Here is a 19683-nt window from a genome sequence, read left to right on the forward strand (position 1 = left end):
CATAGTCGAACGTCGGTCCAATGCGACAAGAGGCTATTTGACAAAGCCATACAAATTGACAAGAAGAGGGGGCCGTAAAACGAGATTTCGTGGCACTGCCGCTGTTTGGTGGAACCTGTCTCGTGGTGGCGCAGCCCTGCTGTGGTCTGGGTAGTTCTTCTGTCCAAGGGAATCGGTACAGTTACTAGTCGTCTTCGAGTTTGTCAGTGTAGTCAGCGTCAAACGTGTGCCAGCGAAATCAGAGGTTCTGGAAGATCTCGTCGACGAGCTCGCCGGTGTCGGCGACGATGGCTGCCATCTCCTCGTTGTCGGGCGCTATTCCGATGAGGCGGGCGATGCGCATGATGGAGACATGGTAAACGCGCTGTCGGCCAGGCTCTTCTTCCCAGATAACAACGTTACAGGCCATGAGAACACTGTTTTTGCTATCTGTTACGTCGAGAGCGAGGCCAGCGACTCCGGGATTGCACGCGCCCAGCACGTAGTACGGGTCGCGACCTGCGTCGACCTTCTCGTTGAGCATCTCAGATGGTGAAAACTCGACTGGGACGCCAAATCCAGCGTCGGTGAACACGTCGTGGACGTGGTCTATCGCCTCCTCGTGAGACATCTCGAGAGTGAGCTGTTTTCGCCGATATCCTCTAGACCGATCTGGCTCGGGTCGATAGGGAGCATTGTCCGTGTCGACCTGTGCGACCTGCGGCGGCGCGTTTCACCGCAGTGACGACGCGGACGACGTCACTCGATCTGCGGAGCAGTATGTTCATTTCAATCCACTACCAACAGTTTTGGTATGCCTGACAACGTTCTCGTCGCGTTCGACGGCGCCCCGCTTTCTGAGCGTGCGCTCACATATGCTATCGAGACCGTCCCTGACGCGTCCATCACCACGAATTACGTCATCAATCCGGTGGACTCCGTTATCGGTGTGGAGGCTGGGGGCTTACCAGTCGCTGCGGACTGGCACGAGAATGTGAAAGAAGAAGACACCAAAACTCACACGACGGCCACCGACCTCGCGGCCGAACGGCATACCGAACTCGAGACTGTCACGGAAGTCGGAAAACCGGCACGAGCGATCCTAGAAAACGCTGACGACCACGACAGTGACCAGATCTCATGGGTAGCCACGGCCGATCAGGAATCGACCGTACGCTCCTCGGGAGCGTTTCCGAAGCAGTCACCCGCCGAGCACGGATCCCCGTGACCATCATCAGCGAAGTTGTGCAGCCCAGAAGGACACGAGCCACGCCAGAGTGTCGAGAACCCGTTCGCATGCGGTCAGACGAGGACACAGTGACAGACCCACAATGCAAAAGCAACACACACCGTATGGAGCGAACGCGTGACCGTTACTGAATCACCCCCGCTATCGACGTGTACTTTCCAGATCGAACGTCGAGGCGGTCGTGGCGAGGCGGGAGCGCGAGCACTCGAACGCCACCTCCGGGACAGGCCCGGCGTCGACGACGTTGACGTCTCGTTCCGAACGGGGAACGTTCGGATCACCTACGACGAGAACGTCATTTCGGAAGAACGGCTTCGAGAAGCGGTGCGCGACCGTGACGTCTCGATCCAGGATGCCCCCGACGCGGCACCCGACGAGATGACCACTCGCTCGGAACTCAGACGGGAAGCAGTGTTCGTCGGTCTGACGCTGGTCGGCATGGTGACCGGCCTGGCGACGGGATGGCTTGACGGACCGCCAGTCCTGATGTGGGCCGGCTACGGCGTCGCGTACGTCTTCGGCGGGTGGTACGGACTCAAGGGAGCCATCCAGACGCTCCGCCACCGCGCGGTCGATATCGACCTGCTGATGATCGTCGCTGCGCTCGGTGCGCTCTCGATTGGGGCACCGTTCGAGGGGGCGATGCTCCTCTTCCTGTTCTCGCTGTCGAACACGCTCCAACACTACGCTATCGGGCGCTCACGCCGGGCGATCAAGTCGCTCGTCGAGATGCGCCCGGACGAAGCAAAGGTCCTGCGTGACGGTGAGGAGGTGACCGTTCCAATCGACGAAGTCGCGGTCGGTGACGTGTTCGTCGTCCGTCCCGGCGACAAACTTCCGCTCGACGGCGTCGTTAGGTCCGGCGAGGGAACGGTCGATCAGGCCTCGCTCACCGGCGAGTCCGTCCCCGTTCCGAAGGCAGCCGGCGACGAGGTGTTCGGCGGGACGATCAACGAGAGCGGGAGTCTCGAAATCGAAGTCACGCGGCAGGCCCACGAATCGGCTATCAACCACCTCATCCACATGGTCGAACGCGCACAGAGCGAGAAGGCACCGACACAGCGGCTCATCGACCGTCTCGAACAACCGTACGTCCTCGGCGTGTTCGGGCTCACAATTGCAGCTATCGCAATTCCGATCGCGCTCGGGAACGAGTTCACGGGGACCTTCTACCGAGCGATGACGCTCATGGTCGCCGCCTCGCCGTGTGCGGTCATCATCTCGACCCCCGCGGCAGTCCTCTCGGCAATCGCCTCCGGCGGCAGACAGGGGGTCCTGTTCAAGGGCGGCGAACACGTCGAGACCGCGGCACGCATCGATGCAGTCGCGTTCGACAAAACCGGCACGCTCACGCAGGGCGACACGCAGTTGACCGACGTGTTCGTCCGCGACGGGACGGTTGACGACACACTGTCCGAGGAGGGACTGCTCTCCATCGCGGCCGCAGTGCAGGCCCGCTCGGAACACCATCTCGCCCGTGCGACCGTGAGGGCGGCAGCGGATCGGGCACTCGACGTCGCTGACGCGGAGCGGTTTCAGTCAGTCGCCGGGAAAGGGGTCAAAGCAGACGTCGAAGGCCAAACTACCCACATTGGGAATCGCAGTTACTTCGCTACCGTTCTCGGAGACGCAGCAATCGATGGGCTCGAACCGGGCCTCGACCGGCTCGAAACCCTAGAGGCGGAGGGGAAAACGAGCGTTCTCGTCGCGCGCGAGCGTCACGGCGAGGTCAGCGTCCTGGGGTGGCTCGCCTTCACCGACACCGTTCGCCCCGACGCTGCCGAGATGATCGACGAGCTCCGCTCGCTGGGGGTGGAGCACATCGTCATGCTGACGGGCGACAACGAACGCGTCGCACAGCGCATCGCCGACGAGGTCGGGATCGACGAGGTCCAAGCGGAGTTGCTGCCGGAAGAGAAAGTAGCGACTATCGAAGCACTGGTCGAGCGACACGAGAACGTAGCGATGGTCGGTGACGGTGTCAACGACGCCCCAGCACTCGCTACAGCAACCCTCGGCATAGCGATGGGCGGCGCGGGGACCGACGTCGCCCTCGACACTGCCGACGTGGTACTGATGGGTGACGACCTCAGCAAGATTCCCTACGTCCTCGGCCTCGGACGCAAGACCCGCCGGACGCTCACTATCAATCTCGCCATCGCTTTCGGCGCGATTGCACTCATGGTCAGCACGATCCTCCTCCGAGGTATCCCGCTCCCGCTCGCAGTGATCGGTCACGAGGGCTCGACGGTCCTCGTCTCGCTGAACGGCCTTCGGTTGCTCGGCTATCGTGGATGAGCACGTTACAGGTGGTCGAGAGACCGTGGTCGTCACAGAAGACGAGTGAACCGTCGGAGTGACCGGAGCGAGTAATCCAGGCAAAACCGTTCGGTATCCCCCGACTGTTTTTGTGTCGGGAGTGCAAGGTCACGATACGGTCGTCGGCCACTCGATTTCTCACCCAAGAGCGTCTGTATGGTCGGCGACCACCCGACATCGACCAGCACATAGCAATCCCCGATCAGGGTATCGCTGTTCCACTGCAACCTCTGACGCAGCGGTGCTGATCGATTCTCGCTCGGTGATTCTCCGACAGGATGTAAAAAACGGGTTAGACAGTTATCGAGAATTCCGAGTCCTGTCAACATCGTACGCTTCGGTGTATGGCAAGACGACACCATCGAACGAACACGAATAATGCTGGTGAGGGTGAATTCTATCTCCCTGGCTCACTACGCCCTTCTCAGGCACCGAACTGGTCACCAATTCCTGACCAGTCTTGATTTTCTGGAATAAAGCCAGACCTATACCCTGTGACCGGGTAGCATAGTATGGGATCACGGCTGCCTCTGACAAGCACTTCGATTCAGAACTCGAAGTGAAGCCAAGGATCCCAAAAGAGCAGGACCGCGAGTTTCCCCGCTTGGAATTGAGACCCTCGGTCATCCCCTGTCTTTTCGCCACCCCCGCTTTCGGCCCAGTGAGGTGGTCAGCATCTATAGGTAACCACGCGAGCGAGAGGTGTGCCATCGTCACTCCCTTCTCCGCAGCGAGTTCCGCAACTCGTTTGTTAACGTCTGGGCCGCCACCCATGCGGTACTCCTCGTACGACTCGGTGAGCACTTCACCGCGGGTCGTCGCCATCATGTCACCTCGGGGACGGGTGAGATATCCTTCTGCGAGCGGCAACCACGGGACGGCACCGATGTCTTCTTTCTCACGGAAGGAGAACATCTCCCGTTCACCCTCGCGGTAGACGAGATTGTAGTGGTCCGGCATCGTCACGAATCGTTCGAGACCCAGGTACTCGCTGGTCGGCGATCTGGTGCAAGGTGTCGAGGCGTGACCGACGCCACCGTCGACGGCTTCGTCTACGAGCCCATGCACGGTCCCAAGCGGAAGGTCGAGTTAGAGCCCAGGTCCGATGGCGGTTTCGAGCGTATGGAAGGCGTCTGGACTGGATATGGGTAGCGACTGACCGGACGGGAGGTCGTGACGACGATACGGCTAATCTGAGTGGCGCTCGGTCTGTGTTGCCGAGTTCAGGGTCAGCAGGTAGGCCTCTGCTTTTCTTGCAAATGACTCTGCCAGCTCTGGATAGCGGAGAGAGTATCGTGTTGAATAAGGGTGCTGGCGCTGGCCGAGCAGACGCTGCGACTATCGCCGTCGCAAGCCGAGTTTCAGCACGTGAATGGGACGACGTCTGTCGATATATTATATATTTCAAACACAACCCACAGTATCAAGACAGATGAGTTACTTCGGGTCACTATGAGCGAATCGCCACCCGAAGCAGAGTTTCATAGCATCTTTTTCACTCGATTGCGAGACTACATCCATCGTGAAGACTCCCCATTTAATTCAGTAAGGATTGAGGAAAACAACGACCGTGGGCGGGCAGATATCTTTGTCGACTCTGACTTGACAGGTAGTCTCGTTATCGAAATCAAAAAAGACAGTGTTTATCCACTGAATTCTGATGTAATCAAACAAGCCAGAGATTATGCAGATGCAACTGGTGTAGACTACTTCGCCACATGCAACTCCAATGACTTTTTCTTATTCCACTACAGCGGGCAGATAGAAATTGCTGAAATACCGTATTACTACCTCAACATGCGGGATGTGGATCTCTACGATCAATCACTAAACGACCGCATCCCGACGATTCTAAATGCGGTCCAGTATCTAACAAACAGAGGGGAACTCCCTAAGCAAGGGGAGCGAGATAGAGTTGTTGGCCTTCTTCGCTCGTTCCACACCTCAATTTGGCCGACTTTTCAAGCACTGGCTCGAGAAAAATACGGCACCGATCCAACATTCACAGACAAATTTGACGAATGGGTCCTTGAGAACGATTACTCCTCTTTGGACAAGTCTGAACAGTTCGCTCTAGCTGCAAAACAGTATGCATACTTAATTTCGAACAAGATTCTATTCTACGAGGTAGTTCGGGAACAAACTCCAGACCCGGTCGAGACTGAAAGTGGCTTTGCGCTCGACTCACTCGTTGATGGGATCTCTGAGTCTGGAGTTGATCGACATATCGAACAACAATTTCAGGAAATTCAGGATGAAATCGATTATGAGCCAGTGTTTGACGAAGACTCGTCGCTATTTGCGGACTACCCACATAATGCAAAAACCCGGAAGGCGATTGTCGATCTCCTGGGTAGCATTGAAGCAAAAAAGATCTCCCAAATTGATGAAGACCTCCTGGGTGAACTGTACGAGGAACTAATCCCAGAGAGCGAACGTAGGGACCTTGGTCAGTTCTACACACACCCCGATATCGCAGAGGCGATTTGTAACTGGGCCATTGAACCCGATTCAGAGGATATCCCACGGGTACTTGATCCAGCATCAGGGAGTGGGACTTTTACTGTTGAGGCATACCACCGAATCCAGCAAGTAAACCCAACAGCGACTCATCAAGAGATCGTCGACAATATCGTTGCTGTTGATATTAATCGATTTCCGCTTCATCTAACGGCACTTAACCTCTCTTCGAGGAATATCCAAAAGAAGACCCGTGAGCTGCATACTTTCAATGACTCATTCTTTACACTCTCCCCACAAGACAAACGTATTCCGAGAAGCGATGACGACGGTGACGAGCTGGGCAACTTTGACGCTGCTGTAGCTAATCCGCCATATATCCGCCAGGAAAACTTGTACCCGAATAAGGAACATTTCCGCTCTCATCTAAAAGATTTCGCCGGGAATAATTCTAAGCTCTATTACAGTGGTAGAAAGAGCCTGTCGAAGAAATCAGACGCCTATATTTACTTCATCACACATGCCATACAATTCCTGAGAGATGGTGGCCGTCTCGGGTTCATTGTTCCAACGAAATGGTTGATTACAAAATATGGTGAGTCTTTCCAGGAGTTCCTGTACGACCAAACAAAGATCCATGCAGTAGTCGGGTTCTCAGATAGAGCATTTACTGCACTTGTTGACACGGTCTTACTCTTCGTCGAGCGATGTGAGGACGAACAGGAACGCCAGGAATCCGTTGTTGATTTTATCCGTGTAAAAGAGCAGCTATCTCCTGAGGACCTGTCTTCTATCGCGGGATATCAACGTTCTGTACCAGACGACAAGTTGTTCGATATCGAGGTATCTGACGAGTATCGGACAGTGAGTGTCCCACAGCGGCATCTGGAGGAACAGGGTGGACAAAAATTAGGATATTATCTCTATGGTCCGAGCCCATTTATTCCTCTTGTAAATAGCAAAAAGATGGTAGAATTAGAAGAATTTGCAGAGGTTTCATTTGGCAATAAAACCGGGAATAATGGATTCTTCTTGCTCGATGAGCAGGAAGTCTCTCAATGGGATATTGATGAACGGTTCTTGAAGCCTGCTATCCGTTCTATTCGGGATATGGAGTCACTGACCTTGACAGAGACAGATCAATATCTGCTCGACTTCAGTGAGTATGTAAAAGGGGTCGAAGCCCAGAGATCTGGGTTGCGTTCTAATAGTAATCTCGCAGAAGAAGTTAAAAAGCAATTGCGTGAAGATGGATATAATTCTACGCTAAGGTATCTTGAACACGGAGAAGACGAAGGAGTTCCAGAGGGGAGGACTGTCTCTGAGCAGAATACGCCGTGGTTTAATTTGGGCGAACTCCTGGTTCCTGAAGTACTCCATCCAGTCTTCTATAACGAGAGAGTATTCACCGTGGACAATATTGGTGGGTTTGCGCCAACGAACGCTATTCAATGTATAGATGTTACTCGATATGAGGATGTCATCCAATATATATTAAACTCCACTGTTTATAAAATAATGCTTGAGTTATGGGGTCGTCATGAGGGTGGCGGCGCACTGCAACTGCTCACCTACGAAGTATCCTCAGTCCCGGTCCCTAATCCGGAGCTGATGTCTGACTCACAGAGAGAACGAATCAAGGACGCCGGTCAGAGAATGGTCCGCGGTGAGACTGACGCAAGAGCTGAGTTGGATCGGGTAATACTGGAGTTCCTCGAACTCGATATGTCCCCTGAGGAACTACAGGCTGCTCATAGAGGTATGATGAGTCAGCGAATTGAAGGAGCAGCGAATGAAAACGTGATGATCAAAGATATTGACGACTTCGATGATTACAACTTAGATTCATTGATTCCAGACTATGATCCCGATAATGACGATAGTATGAATACGAACCTCAGTGACTTCTGAGCAGGGTATCTACTCAAGTCCGTCCTCGTCAACGTCGTCGCCATCGGGCGTTCGGGTCTCGGTACAGTCTGTCACCTGTGTCCGAGCCATACACTGGGCTGACTAAACCGATGGGTATAGTGCTACGTTGAGTGCGTGATCGGAAGCCGAAATCACACCTCTATCGAGAAGAAAACACCACGCTCACACTCTCAAACCAGGTCTGAAGCCACATGAATATAGCCGGGCGTTGATGTCTTGCTGGGGTATCCTCAGGGATTTCCGGTGGATTATCGATTTTGCCAATAAAACTATGAGACATGCATCAGACCATGTATTGCGGGCTATCAGAGGCACCTAACAGGGCGGGTAATTCTCTCTACACCCGCTCTGAATCTGCGGTTGGTCAAGTACCGGCAATTCGGGCAACAAAATCGCTCGCGATGATACACTGGTAGTGACCGCTCCAGACATCGCTGAACACATTAGCATCAGCCTGTTCGTTATTACCCCAACTCGTTATCAGTCGTGGTAGATCCGGTGTAGAGGCCTCATCTAATAAATCAAGAACAAGGTCAGTCGTAGTAGCTGATTCGTTCAGTGACCGAGGCGAACGCTACGTTCTGGTTTACAGCTTCTATCTCAACGGCGACGCGTTCACCGACTTCCGTGTCGGGGACGATGATGACGTAACCGCGGTCGACGCGTGCCACGCCATCGCCCTGGTCGCCGATATTCTCAATCTCGACACGCCGTGTCTCACCCTCTTCGACAGGCGGCTGGGGTGCCTCATGGGTATCCGACTGGGATGGACTCTCGGGCCGCTGATTCTCTGAATCCGTCGGGAGAAGCGCAACCCGATACGTCTCATCAGCGTCTATCACGCCAGCGTCAACCTCTGTCTTGGGAACCTCAATCACAAGCGACTCCTCGGTCTCCTCAACATCAGCAGTAAACAAACTGCGAAGGTGTGTCGGAATCTCCATCTGTCTAAGATAGCCTCTTGGTTAGAAATCTTAGAGTCTACCCATTTGAGTCTATTGCCAAAATTAGTCAGGACAGACAACCTCTCCGCAGGCAGGACACTCGGCCCAGATGCCAGTCGTCCCGTCGTCTTTCTCGTACTCGACTAACACCCACCCGGCTGGAATAGGTTCGGTACACTCCGGGCACTGACCGAGTGTCGACGCATCACGATCCACGATGATAGGACGAGGAAGTAGATTCGCTACGTCTTCCTCCAACGGCTGGAATAGTAAACGTTTGGCAGGGAACGCCCCGTCGCCTGTCGAATACGATAGTCACCGAGCATCCAGAAGTACTACATCAGTACTGTCGGTACGTTCGAATCTATGGGTGTCCGCACAGTCTTGACTCGCCTGTTCGCAGACAGCGAAGCGGACGTCATCGTCGAATGTCGACAGTGCGGCACAACGGTTGCTCCCGAGACAGACAGGTGTGACACCTGTGGTGGGACTGAATTTTGTCGGTACGACATTCCAGCATAAGCTAGTCCGACGTCGTTCTGAACGGTCGCCCTACACTCACCCTCTGTGTGCAACCAGGATAGCTCGACGGCGTCGCAAACCCTCGGGATATCGGTGTAGTGGTAGTGAGACGACGCAATCTACCCCCGTTTCAGTGTAGTGGTAGCGAGACGACGCAACCACCCCCCGTTGTTCAGTATACTGGTAGACCGACGACGTTACTGAACCATGCCGACCTCACTCTCTGTTTATACTTGCGGGAATAGAGCCGACGTTATCGAGAAGGGAGCCACACACCACGACAGATGCCTACTAGCGGAGAGGGGGAGCCCCACGGTCAAATAGGACGAAGGCCTACTGAGCGCACGCCGGTCCTTAGGCGGACACACTGCTCATAGCGCCGCCGAAACCCTGTGACCTCACGTTCGTCCAGAGTCAGAATGTTCACCCCAGCGTAGAAATCCACTTGAACAGTCGGGTCGAATCAACGCATGTCGATGTCCGGTGAGAAGCCACCAGAGCCCGAGAACGTGCTACCCGAGAACAGCGTCCTCACCCTCGAAGCCTATCTCGAAATGCTTGCGGTGCTGAGTACCCGATCACAGTTCGAACTCGTTCGGTATCTCATCCAGCACGGCGAAATGTCGAAATCGACGCTCCAAACAGCGTTCGACACTGAGGCAGACGCGTTAGAGTCACACCTGCAGGCACTCACCGACGTCGGCCTGGTCGAGACGCGAGCGAAGAATCGGACCGAAGGTGCGCTTGCGTATTCGTACCGCGCGACAATGTTCGCTGAGGTGCTCTTCGAGGAGGGTATCGAAGAACTGCTCCAGCGTGAGACCGACAGTGAGGACAGTTACAGTAGCTCTGGCGGAGTCTACTCATCGGACACTTAGGAGAGGCACTGAAAGGGGGACTACATTTAGAGTAGGGACGGTACTTCGCTAGACCGTCGACCCAACCACGGAGACCATCACCGACAGACGTCTCAAATGCGGGTCCTGTGGATGGACCCCGAAAAAGGAACGCTGCGACCAACTCAGAGAAACCCTTCAAGCCCTACTGAGTGGCGAAGACTCTGGCCCCGGCGCTGACGGCGACACCGGGCAGGCCGACGAACAGGCCGCGCCTTCCGGATCCGAGGACAGCACTACCGACGGCCAGCGAGAAACAGCCCGCCCGCCAGTTCCACGGGAACACCACCTGACCAGCCTCGTGAACAACCCGCGCCAAATCTATATCACTTGCCTGATAGGTGGGGTGGTAGAGGGGCACCAGACCACCCAACACCAGCAAGGCAACAGCCCCGTTCACCCCTCTGGTGTTGACACCACAGTATGAAAAAACACTACCCGAAACCACATGGTGACAGCACTATGCCCACCCAGAACCCTACCCAAAACTACATGGTGCCAGCATTATACCCCTCCAGCACCCTACCCAAAACTACATCATGTCAGCACCCTACCCCTCTCGCACACCCCCTCATACCATAGCCCTACCTATCCAGCACCCTACCCGAAACCACATGGTGCCAGCACCATACCCCTCCAGCACCCTACCCAAAACCACATGATGCCAGCACCCTACCTCCCCCCTATCTGCCCCGAACGACACTATATGGGCCCCCACCCCCCTTGCGGAGAACTAGGAGGGGGGTCCACGAGAGCGAGAGCATAGACTGATTCGACTGTGAGAGACTGGTGCGAATCCCACCATGCGGTATGTGGGCGGTATCTAGTAGAATCTGATAGGTCCATGTGCGGTATGAGCGGCGACAGCCGTCGAGAGAGTGGGCACAGACAGGACCGACAGTCCACCAGCCAGGTGAGAGTGAACGGGCAGTCCGGCTGCACCGGGGTGGACATGGGAGGTGCCTGAACAGGTTCGAGAGGCGAGCGTGCGTAGGCAATGGACAGTAGGTGTGAGCACCGCGGCCTACTGGGGGTTCGGTGCGGTCAACGTCACGTCGACAGACAGGTGCGCTGAAGCATGAGGGTGTGTGGGTGTGAGGACCGCGGTCCCCTGGTGGGTGAAGTCGACGTCGACAGACAGGCTCAGTTCCCGCGATTGGCTTCTGATTCGTGGGCCACGTGGCCGTGTGGAAGCCCCCGGGTTCGGCCCCCTGTCTGTCTTCCCTGTCGCTCGGCGACGGCGTCGACAGAACGAGTCGGCGCTCTACAGTTGGAGCAAACCGAGTGACTCCACTTGACACCGAGTCGGTTCACTCCACTAGTCGAGCGGTCTCGCCATCTCACCTGACCCGGTTGACCGCTTCGAGATCTGCAATCTGGCCTCGGACGTCGGTTGTACCTGGTCCCAGACCGGCCGCCAGTTCGTCGACTGTCATCGGGTCATCGACGGTCGTCGGGTCGTCGAGCGCCTGACGGACTTCGAGCCCACGGTCGTGTCGGTTGGTCAGAGTCCCTGGGCGTTATCACGCAGTACCGTTCCTCGAGTTCAGACAAGGCCTCGTTCGGGAGGGTGACGAACTGATCCTCACGGAACCGGTCGATCCGGGCATCGGGCGTCCCGGACGACGTCGGCGACGCCGGCCCGATCATCTCTCGCCAGACCGTGTGTTCGTCGGGGCCTTTCTCCCCGTGGTGGAGCAGTCTCAATCCGGTGTCCACTGTTGCCACTGTATCGATTCACGGTTTCCGATAATACGCTTCGAAGGGCGATTCGGCGGTTGTCCCGGAGCAGCTGGCGGCGGCGATGCCGACCTCGGCGATACACTAATCGAATGCTCCGGTTGACATGCGGAGGATCCGTAACCGAAAGGGTCTGAAAGAGAGCGACATGGGAAGGAACTCGTCGGCTTCGGCCTGACGAGAGTCTACCCCGAGTGGATTCGAGTTCCGCAGGACGTAATCAGTTTTCAGCGAAGTGCTGTCGTTCTGGACAGAGGCGGTGGCCTGCTGCAGCCTCGGTATTCGGTTCAGATGATCGACGTTTCTTCGGCACCGACCCGACCGTACCCGGTCCCACTTCTCGAAGATGCTGGAGGGTCGTCTCGGCCAACCCGCTATGCCGTCTCTAGTTACAATAGTAGTGACCGAGCGATTCTTATTACGAGAGAGATCAATTCTTTTTCTGATTGATGGGACAGTATACGCCAATTATGTGTTCATAGTTGACTTTTTGATTTTGAGTGAAGTTATTGAGTTCCGTATTAGGATAGTTGAGTTCGATATTTTCTTTTCGGGGTGTATATCTCTCTTCACTGTCGAGTTATTTGAGTATATCGCAGTATCCAGAGATTTCTCTGCTGTCGAATCAGAACTCTTCTACGAATCAGCTTCCAAAATTGCAGATAGAGCCCGAAACGAAATCGGTAGGAACCCACGATTCGCACGGCGTGTCACGCGATGGGCAGACAGTGTGAGTGCCGTCGGACCCTCGAGGCCGCTGAGTTGCCAACAGCATCGGCGAACAGCTTTGAGATACCATACGTACCCTTGTTATCCTGAAGTTGACGACGCCGGCTACCCGAGACAGCGATACAGTCGTCAGAGCGCCACTCAGCGGCATTGAAGCCGTCAGTACTGTCGTAGAAAATATTTGTACGGTCGTTACACGCTCAGTTCAGTTGTGACATATTTCGTATATTTTCTCGGCTCGTTATTCCTAGGCCCGGATTTTGGGGCTGTAGATGGCCTTCAAGACCGTCTTCCAGTATTCTATCGTTCTCTACTACTATTATGTATTGGCCGGGTACAAAGAGATGTCTGGCGTGTTTGGAATCATATACATTTCACGGATTCGTGCGTTAGACATTCATACCCGGGGTCCCAGAAGACGTACATGGACCGTGAAACCCTGAAACGCGCGCTAGAAAACGCCGACCTCACGAACTACGAGGCAGAAGCGTATCTGACCCTCGTGGACTACGGCCGGCTCCCGGCGGTCGACGTCGCGAAGAAGTCCGATATCCCGACCTCACAGGTGTACGACACGCTGCGGTCGCTAGAGTCGAAAGGCTTCGTCGAGACCATCGACCACGACCGGCTCCACGCCGAACCGTCGGATCCGGTGGACATACTCACACACCTGCGGGAACGGGGCGAACTGTTCAGCAACGCGGCCGAGGAACTGGAAGAGCGCTGGGACCAACCCGACCTCAGCGACCATCGGGTCGGCGTCGTCAAACACGCGGACACCGTCCTCGAACACACGCGCAACCAGATTCGGGAGGCGGAAATCGGCATCGAGGTGGCACTGACGGCCGACCAGTTCGAGTCCCTGCAGGCCGAACTCACCGAAGCCGCAGAGCGGGGCGTCGTGGTCCACGTCGCCGTCTACTACGAGCCGGGGTTAGAGGACCTGAGCGAGGACTGGGATCGTACAGGACAGGGTATCGAGATACACGTCGTGAAGATACCGGGGCCGTTTCTGGCAGTCCTCGACCGCACGCAGACGTTTTTCGCTCCGAACTCTCGGTCCGAAGAAGATTACGGCATCCTCATCAACGACAACATCCTCTCGTTCATCAACCACTGGTACTTCCAGACGTGCCTCTGGTACTCCTGGGATCCACTCCTGCCGGACCAGCAGACGCCGAAGACCTACATCAGCCTCAAGGAGTTCATCAGGGACGTGTCGACGATCTACTTCGACGGGGCGGAGGTCGCGGTCACTGTCGCCGGCATAGACACGGAAACCCGCGAGCGGCGGGAGATAACCGGGACGGTCACGGACATCTACTATCCCAACGTCTTCGTCAACGAGTCGCCGTCTCTGGAGCGACTCTCGACGTACTCCATCATCTGGGTCGACACTGGTTCGGAAGAGGTGTCGGTCGGTGGGTGGGGAGCGGTGTTCGAGGAGTTCGAGGCCCAGAAGATTACGCTCGAAGCCGTCTCCTTCGAGCACGCCGATCAGGCGTAGGTCGTCTCGACGGTCAGTTCGAGTGCCTGGTCGCCGACGCAGACGGTGTAAGTGCCGGGTACGGTCTGTCGCTCGCCGTCCTCGTCGACGCGCCCGAGTTCTGTCGCGTCGAGTACCACCTCTACAGTCGTCGCCTCGCCTCCATCGAGAGAGACACGGTCGAAGCCACGCAGTTCGCGGACCGGCGTCACGCGTGAACTGGCGTGGTCGGTGACGTAGACCTGTACGACGTCGGTACCGGTCCGATCGCTGACGTTCTCGACCGGCACCTCTACTGTCGTCGTCTCGTGGGGACCGATTGTCGACTCGGTCAAGGTCACGTCGCCGTACTCGAACTCGGCGTAACTGAGGCCGTGGCCGAACTCGAACAGCGGGTCGTACGAGGAGGGGTGTTCCTCCTGTCCGATGGGCGTGGGGTGTGGGAAGTGATTGAACCGCGTCGGGAGGTGGCCCTCGGACTTCGGAATCGAGATGGGGAGGCGACCGCTGGGGTCGTTCTCGCCGAAGAGTGTCTCCGCGACGGCCTGCCCGCCCATCGTTCCGGGGTAGTACGCCATGAGGATGGCCGGAACGTTGTCGGCCATCCAGTCGACGACGAGTGGGCGGCCCGTCACGAGGACGCCGACGACTGGCGTCCCCGTCTCGTGAATCGCCTCGACGAGGTCCCGTTGGGCGTCGGGGAGGTGGAGCGTGTGGCGGTTGGGGAACTCGTCCGGTTCCGTGCCGGTGTCGACAGTGGGACCAAACTCGTGGAGGTACCACGGTTCACCGACGGCGACGACGGCCACGTCGGCGTGTTCGGCGGCTTCGACGGCCGCGTCCACGTCGAGTGCGTCGTTCATCGTCGCACCCTGCTCGTAGACGACGTCACCGGAGGTGGCGTCCGCGATGCCGTCACGGAGAGTGACCACGTCTGTCCCCTCGGGCTCGGGGACGCTCCAGCCACCGAGTTGGTGCACGACGTCGTCGGCGTTGGGGCCAGTGACGAGGACGTCGGCGTCGTCTTCGAGCGGCAGGAGGTCGTCGTTCTGGAGGAGCGTCATCGAGTCGCGGGCCGCGTCGAGGGACGCCTCACGGTGGGCGTCGGCCCCGACGACGTCCCGCGCTTCGCTCCGGTCGACGAAGGCGTCTTCGAACAGCCCGAGTCGGAACTTCTGTTCGAGGACTCGCTCGACGCTCTCGTCGACGACGGCCTCGGCCACCTCTCCGTCCTCGACCAGCGAGACGAGGTGTTCGGCGTGGTCGATGGCGTCGACCGAAGCGATGTCGAGACCGGCCGCTCGGGTCTGCCGGACGGATCCCCGGTGGTCCGCGGTTATCTTGTGGTCGTCGTGGAGCATCCGGACGCCGTTCCAGTCCGAGACGACCGTCCCGTCGAAGCCGAGTGTGCCACGGAGCAGGTCCGTGAGGTACCGCCGCGACCCGTGGGAGGGTTCCCCGTCGATGGCGTTGTAGGAGGGCATCACCGATTCGACGTCTTCGTCCAGTACGTCGAGGAAAGACGGCAGGAACACGTTGCGGAGGAGGTACTCCGATATTTCGACCGGCGCGGCGTCCTCGCCGCGTTCGGGCTCGCTGTAGGCTGGGAAGTGTTTCGCCGTGGCGACGACCGACGACGGGTCCTCGATGCCGTCGCCCTGATAGCCACGGACTTTGGCGGCCGCCAGTTTCGCACAGAGGTAGGGACTCTCGCCGAATGTCTCGAACGTACGACCCCAGCGGGGATCCCGAGCGACGTCACAGGTCGGGGAGTAGTTCTGGTGAGCGCCGGTCCGACGTACCTCCGTCGCCGTGACGTCGGCGGCCCGTTCGACGGCGTCGACGTCCCACGTCGCCGCAGCCCCGAGACCGTTGGGGAACGCCGTCCCCTCGGCGACATACGCGTGGCCGTGGACGGCGTCGACGTTGAACAGAATCGGAATCCCGAGTCGCGTCTCCGAGAGCGCAACCTCCTGCAGGCGGTTGACGTGTTCGACGATGTCGTCCAGACGCTTGTCTACCGCACCGCCCCAGCCGAACGACGCGACGGCGCCCACGTTGTGGTCCCGTATCTCGTCTGCGACGTCGTCGATGTCCTTGAACTCCGAGAGGTGTCCGGCCCACGTCCCGACGAGTTGCCCGACCTTCTCTTCGAGCGTCATCCGTTCGAGGAGGTCGTCGACGCGTTTCGCAGTCGAGACAGTCTCGTCTCTATACAGGGGTTGCTCGCCTTTTGACTGCATGTTGAGAACGATTCTACCACGACCATTTATATTTTTGGATGGTCGAAAGAAACGGCCCTACTCGTCTGACTCGGTGCGTGCAACGACGACGAGGCCGGATTTCGTCAGGCGGAGTCGCTGGTTCGCCGCGACGCCCTCGAACCGACGTTCGGTGCCGTCGGGCCACCGGACTCGGACAGTCGCAGTCTCGTGGTGTCCGAGACCGACGTGTTCGACACGCGAATCCTGGGAGAGGTAGTCGACGTTGGCCGTCTGGACGACCGTCTGTGCGCTGTCGCCAGCGGTGACGGTGACGACGGCCCCGAGCGCCGTTGCACCGTTCTCGTCGACGGTGCGGAACTGGAGGCTGTTACGCTCGGCCGTGCCCGCGTTGTCGTAGACGACGAACGGGTCGTCGTACGTGGCGACCACGAGTTCCTGTGCGCCGTCGTGGTCGTAGTCGAGCGTCGCCAGCCCTCGACCGTCGGTCTCCTCCATTCCGTTCTGTGTCTTGTTCACTCGAGTGAACCCGGGGTCGCCCGACCCGCGAGTCGACTGGAACACCATCGGATAGGTGTAGACCGGGTCGCTCTGGTTGACCCTGATGACGTGTTGGGTCGTGTGGACGAGGTCGCGGTCGCCATCGTTGTCGAAGTCGGTGGCGCTGGCGGCCCACCCCCACCCGCCATGACGGACGCCGAAGTCGTCGGCGCGGTCGGTGAGTGTCCCGTCGCCGCCGTTGACGAGGAGCGTGTTGCCTTTCGTCCGACTGGAGTGGATGACGAACTCCAGCAGGCGTTTCAGGCGGTCGTAGCGCTCCTCGTCCATGTTCGCCTGCAGGTCTGGGAACCAGATATTCGAGACGAACACGTCGGGGCGGCCGTCGCCCGTCATGTCCGCGACTTCGGAGGACATCCCGTTGCGGGCCGTCGCCCCGCCCAGCGACCGCTGCTCGAACGTGCCGTCGCCGCGGTTGACGTACACCGTGTCGTTGTTGTAGTCGTTGGCGACGTGGATGTCCGGCCGGCCGTCCCCGGTCAGGTCGACGAAACTCGCGGCCAGACTCCAGTGGTCCCCGCTGATGTCGTCGCTGTCGACCCGGCGGAACTCGCCGCCGACGTTTTCGTAGAGGTAGTTGGGGTTCCCGTTGTCCGAGTCGATGGTCGTCTCGAGGTTGAAGTAGCCCGCCGGCTTCCGGTCGCGCCACGACCCTGACTGGTAGACGAACAGGTCCGTGTCGCCGTCGCCGTCGTAGTCCGCGGCCGTCGCCCCCAGCGGGTAGGTGAGGCTCCCGAGGCCGTAGTCGGCCCGTTCGAATGTCCCGCCGTCGTTGTGGAACGCGTGGACTGCCCCGTCGCGGGTGAACAGGAACAGGTCGGGATAGCCGTCTCGCTCGACATCGACGAACGCCGCGCTCTTGACCGGGCCCTCCACCGACGGCAAGGCGTCGCTCCGGGCGAACTGGCCCTCGTGGTTCTCGAACAGCATCGGGCCGGCGCCGCCGATAGCCAGTACGTCCGTCCACGAGTCGTTGTTCACGTCGGCGGTGTACACGCCGGAGTTGCCGCTCCCCACGCCGCTTCCGGTCGCCTCGTAGGTGAGCCCCGACGACGCCGTCACGTTCTCGAACTGAAGCCGCGGTTCCTCGGACTCCGGCGCGTCGGTCCCGAAGGCGTCCCCGGCCGTACACCCCGCGAGGACGACCAGCAGCACCACTGCAACGGTGAGTATGCCCGTTCGCATCTCAGACCACCGGGAGTGCCCACTTCTCGCGCGGCGGGGCGAGGTACGCCCCGCGCCGGAGCGTCTCTAAGTAGTCGACGATACCGTGGTCTTCGGCGGGCACGTCGTGGTCGTACTCGTCTACGTTCATCGCTTTGCGCGTCTCGACGAAGTCGGCAATCGTCTCCTGGATGGAGTTGAACTGGAACCCCGCGCCGTCGTGGACCGTGTCGGCGACCCCCTCGGTGCGACGGAGGATGGGCGTCTCGAACTCCTCGTCACGGGCGCGTGCCACTTTCTGTGTGTGGCCGACGCGGCCGTGAGTTTCCGCGTCCTCGTCGATACGGTCGACGTCTGCCTCTGTGATGCCGCTGTCGCTGCCGAGTTTCTCGCCGACGGGGCCGACGTCCTCGGAACTGTGGGCCGGGCAGAACATCTCCTCGGTCCGTTCCTCGTGGCTCTGGTCGTACCAGCGGTCGAGGTCGATACGGAGCGTCGAGGAGGCGATGGTCGTCCCGCCGGCCATGGGGCCGCTGTCGATGGTGACCCGGTCCTCGCTGGGGAGGTTGTCCTGAAAGCCCGATTTGAACCCCATCGACAGCGGGGCGTCGTCCGGGATGTCCTCGTCGTCGAGTTTGTCGGCGGGCAGTCCCTTCCCGACGTAGCCCGTGTGACGGCCGGCCTTCGAGAAGACGCCCTCGAACGTCGACTCGACGGGGAGGCCGTTGACCTCGTCGAGTTCGCCGAACATCGCCGCCTCCGCCGAGAGGACGACCGATCCGATGTCGCTGGTCAGCACCATCACCGCGTCGTAGGCGTCAGCCTGCGAGGGGTCTTCGCCGACGGCTTCGAGGACCGACTCCGGCGTCGCCAACCCCTCGGGAACGTCCCCGACCTGCTCGAAGTATCGCGGCGCGTAGCCGAGCATGAACAGCAGACCGCGGTGGAACGCTGCGCCGGCGTTGCCGCCGGTGCCCCACTGGAACGCCCGGTCGAGCAGTCGAAGCGTCTCCTCGACCTGTGCGCGTTCCTCGTCGGTCGGCGGGGCCGACCCCTCGTAGGAGAGGCCGACCACGACGAGTTGCTGGGGCGGAACGGTGTTCCCGTGGGCGTCGCGAACGAGGTACTCCCCCCAGCGGTGTTGCCCGTTCGGGACGGCGTCGGAGTCGCCTCGCGGGAACTCCGGTTCCGGGTCGGCCGCCGTCTCGGTCTGCTCGGTCTCCCCGTCGAGTTTGGACTGCTCCTGTTCGAGACACGCCGAGAGGGCGCTCGTCCCGCCGATAGCCACCGCCGCGCGGACGAAGCTACGACGAGAGAGGTTCCCTGACTCATCTGGACGCATTACCTGTGGTAACGAATACCGGGAATTAATACTTTCGCCGTTCTCCGTACCGCGTGCCGACCCAGGGACGGTATATAGCCCCATCGACGGCGTGTCACACGTCGCTTCGCTCCCCGAGGCGGGCGTACGAGTGGCCGAATA

12 protein-coding genes and 2 pseudogenes are annotated in these 19683 nt (G+C 58.7%); 5 read left to right on the forward strand and 9 right to left on the reverse strand.

Translation table 11 applies throughout. The annotated features are described in order from the left end of the window. Positions 1–238: 238 nt before the first annotated feature. Positions 239–675, reverse strand: a pseudogene (locus EGH21_RS19030) (DUF302 domain-containing protein). Positions 676–793: 118 nt separating this feature from the next. Between EGH21_RS19030 and EGH21_RS19035 the strand changes: the two are divergent. Further along, a pseudogene (locus EGH21_RS19035) lies at positions 794–1218 on the forward strand (universal stress protein); the annotation flags it as partial. Between the two features lie 127 nt (positions 1219–1345). Then, the gene (locus tag EGH21_RS19040; RefSeq protein ID WP_220619990.1) at positions 1346–3526 is read left to right on the forward strand and encodes a heavy metal translocating P-type ATPase; all 2181 of its coding nucleotides are present in this window, start codon (positions 1346–1348) and stop codon (positions 3524–3526) included. Positions 3527–3847: 321 nt separating this feature from the next. Here EGH21_RS19040 and EGH21_RS24615 read toward each other — a convergent pair whose 3' ends face one another. Beyond that, positions 3848–4507 carry an aldo/keto reductase gene (locus EGH21_RS24615; RefSeq protein ID WP_220619991.1) on the reverse strand — a complete coding sequence of 220 codons (660 nt, stop codon included), beginning with the start codon at positions 4505–4507 and terminating at the stop codon, positions 3848–3850. 492 nt (positions 4508–4999) lie between these two features. Between EGH21_RS24615 and EGH21_RS19050 the strand changes: the two genes are divergently transcribed. Then, entirely contained in the window at positions 5000–7918 is a 2919-nt protein-coding gene (locus EGH21_RS19050) for an HsdM family class I SAM-dependent methyltransferase (RefSeq protein WP_220619992.1), read from the forward strand. 554 nt (positions 7919–8472) lie between these two features. Here the strand turns inward: EGH21_RS19050 and EGH21_RS19055 are convergent. Continuing rightward, entirely contained in the window at positions 8473–8883 is a 411-nt protein-coding gene (locus tag EGH21_RS19055) for a TRAM domain-containing protein (protein WP_220619993.1), read from the reverse strand. A 63-nt stretch (positions 8884–8946) separates the two neighbouring features. After that, a complete protein-coding gene (locus EGH21_RS24875; RefSeq protein ID WP_483867063.1) occupies positions 8947–9099 on the reverse strand; it encodes a DUF7837 family putative zinc-binding protein in 153 nt (50 codons plus the stop codon). Between the two features lie 776 nt (positions 9100–9875). Between EGH21_RS24875 and EGH21_RS19060 the strand changes: the two genes are divergently transcribed. After that, complete coding sequence (locus EGH21_RS19060; RefSeq protein WP_220619994.1) at positions 9876–10283, forward strand: helix-turn-helix domain-containing protein; 408 nt, start codon at positions 9876–9878, stop codon at positions 10281–10283. 163 nt (positions 10284–10446) lie between these two features. Here EGH21_RS19060 and EGH21_RS19065 read toward each other — a convergent pair whose 3' ends face one another. After that, complete coding sequence (locus EGH21_RS19065; protein ID WP_220619995.1) at positions 10447–10701, reverse strand: hypothetical protein; 255 nt, start codon at positions 10699–10701, stop codon at positions 10447–10449. 1040 nt (positions 10702–11741) lie between these two features. Continuing rightward, positions 11742–12029 carry a hypothetical protein gene (locus EGH21_RS19070; RefSeq protein ID WP_220619996.1) on the reverse strand — a complete coding sequence of 96 codons (288 nt, stop codon included), beginning with the start codon at positions 12027–12029 and terminating at the stop codon, positions 11742–11744. 1165 nt (positions 12030–13194) lie between these two features. Between EGH21_RS19070 and EGH21_RS19075 the strand changes: the two genes are divergently transcribed. Continuing rightward, on the forward strand, positions 13195–14277 hold the full coding sequence (locus EGH21_RS19075; RefSeq protein ID WP_220619997.1) for a TrmB family transcriptional regulator: 1083 nt from the start codon (positions 13195–13197) through the stop codon (positions 14275–14277). On the opposite strand, the gene EGH21_RS19080 is transcribed toward EGH21_RS19075, so the two are convergent. The 3 genes from EGH21_RS19080 to EGH21_RS19090 are packed head-to-tail and all read right to left on the reverse strand — an operon-like array spanning position 14268 to position 19542. Further along, a complete protein-coding gene (locus EGH21_RS19080) occupies positions 14268–16499 on the reverse strand; it encodes a glycoside hydrolase family 3 N-terminal domain-containing protein (protein WP_220619998.1) in 2232 nt (743 codons plus the stop codon). The genes EGH21_RS19075 and EGH21_RS19080 overlap by 10 nt on opposite strands. Positions 16500–16556: 57 nt before the next feature. Continuing rightward, a complete protein-coding gene (locus tag EGH21_RS19085) occupies positions 16557–18221 on the reverse strand; it encodes a CRTAC1 family protein (RefSeq protein WP_220619999.1) in 1665 nt (554 codons plus the stop codon). Between the two features lies 1 nt (position 18222). Next, positions 18223–19542, reverse strand: coding sequence for a DUF7405 family protein (locus EGH21_RS19090; RefSeq protein ID WP_220620000.1), 1320 nt, complete (start codon positions 19540–19542; stop codon positions 18223–18225). Positions 19543–19683: the final 141 nt, after the last annotated feature.

Origin of the sequence: Haloarcula rubra (assembly GCF_019599465.1) — an archaeon.
Classification (GTDB): domain Archaea; phylum Halobacteriota; class Halobacteria; order Halobacteriales; family Haloarculaceae; genus Haloarcula; species Haloarcula rubra.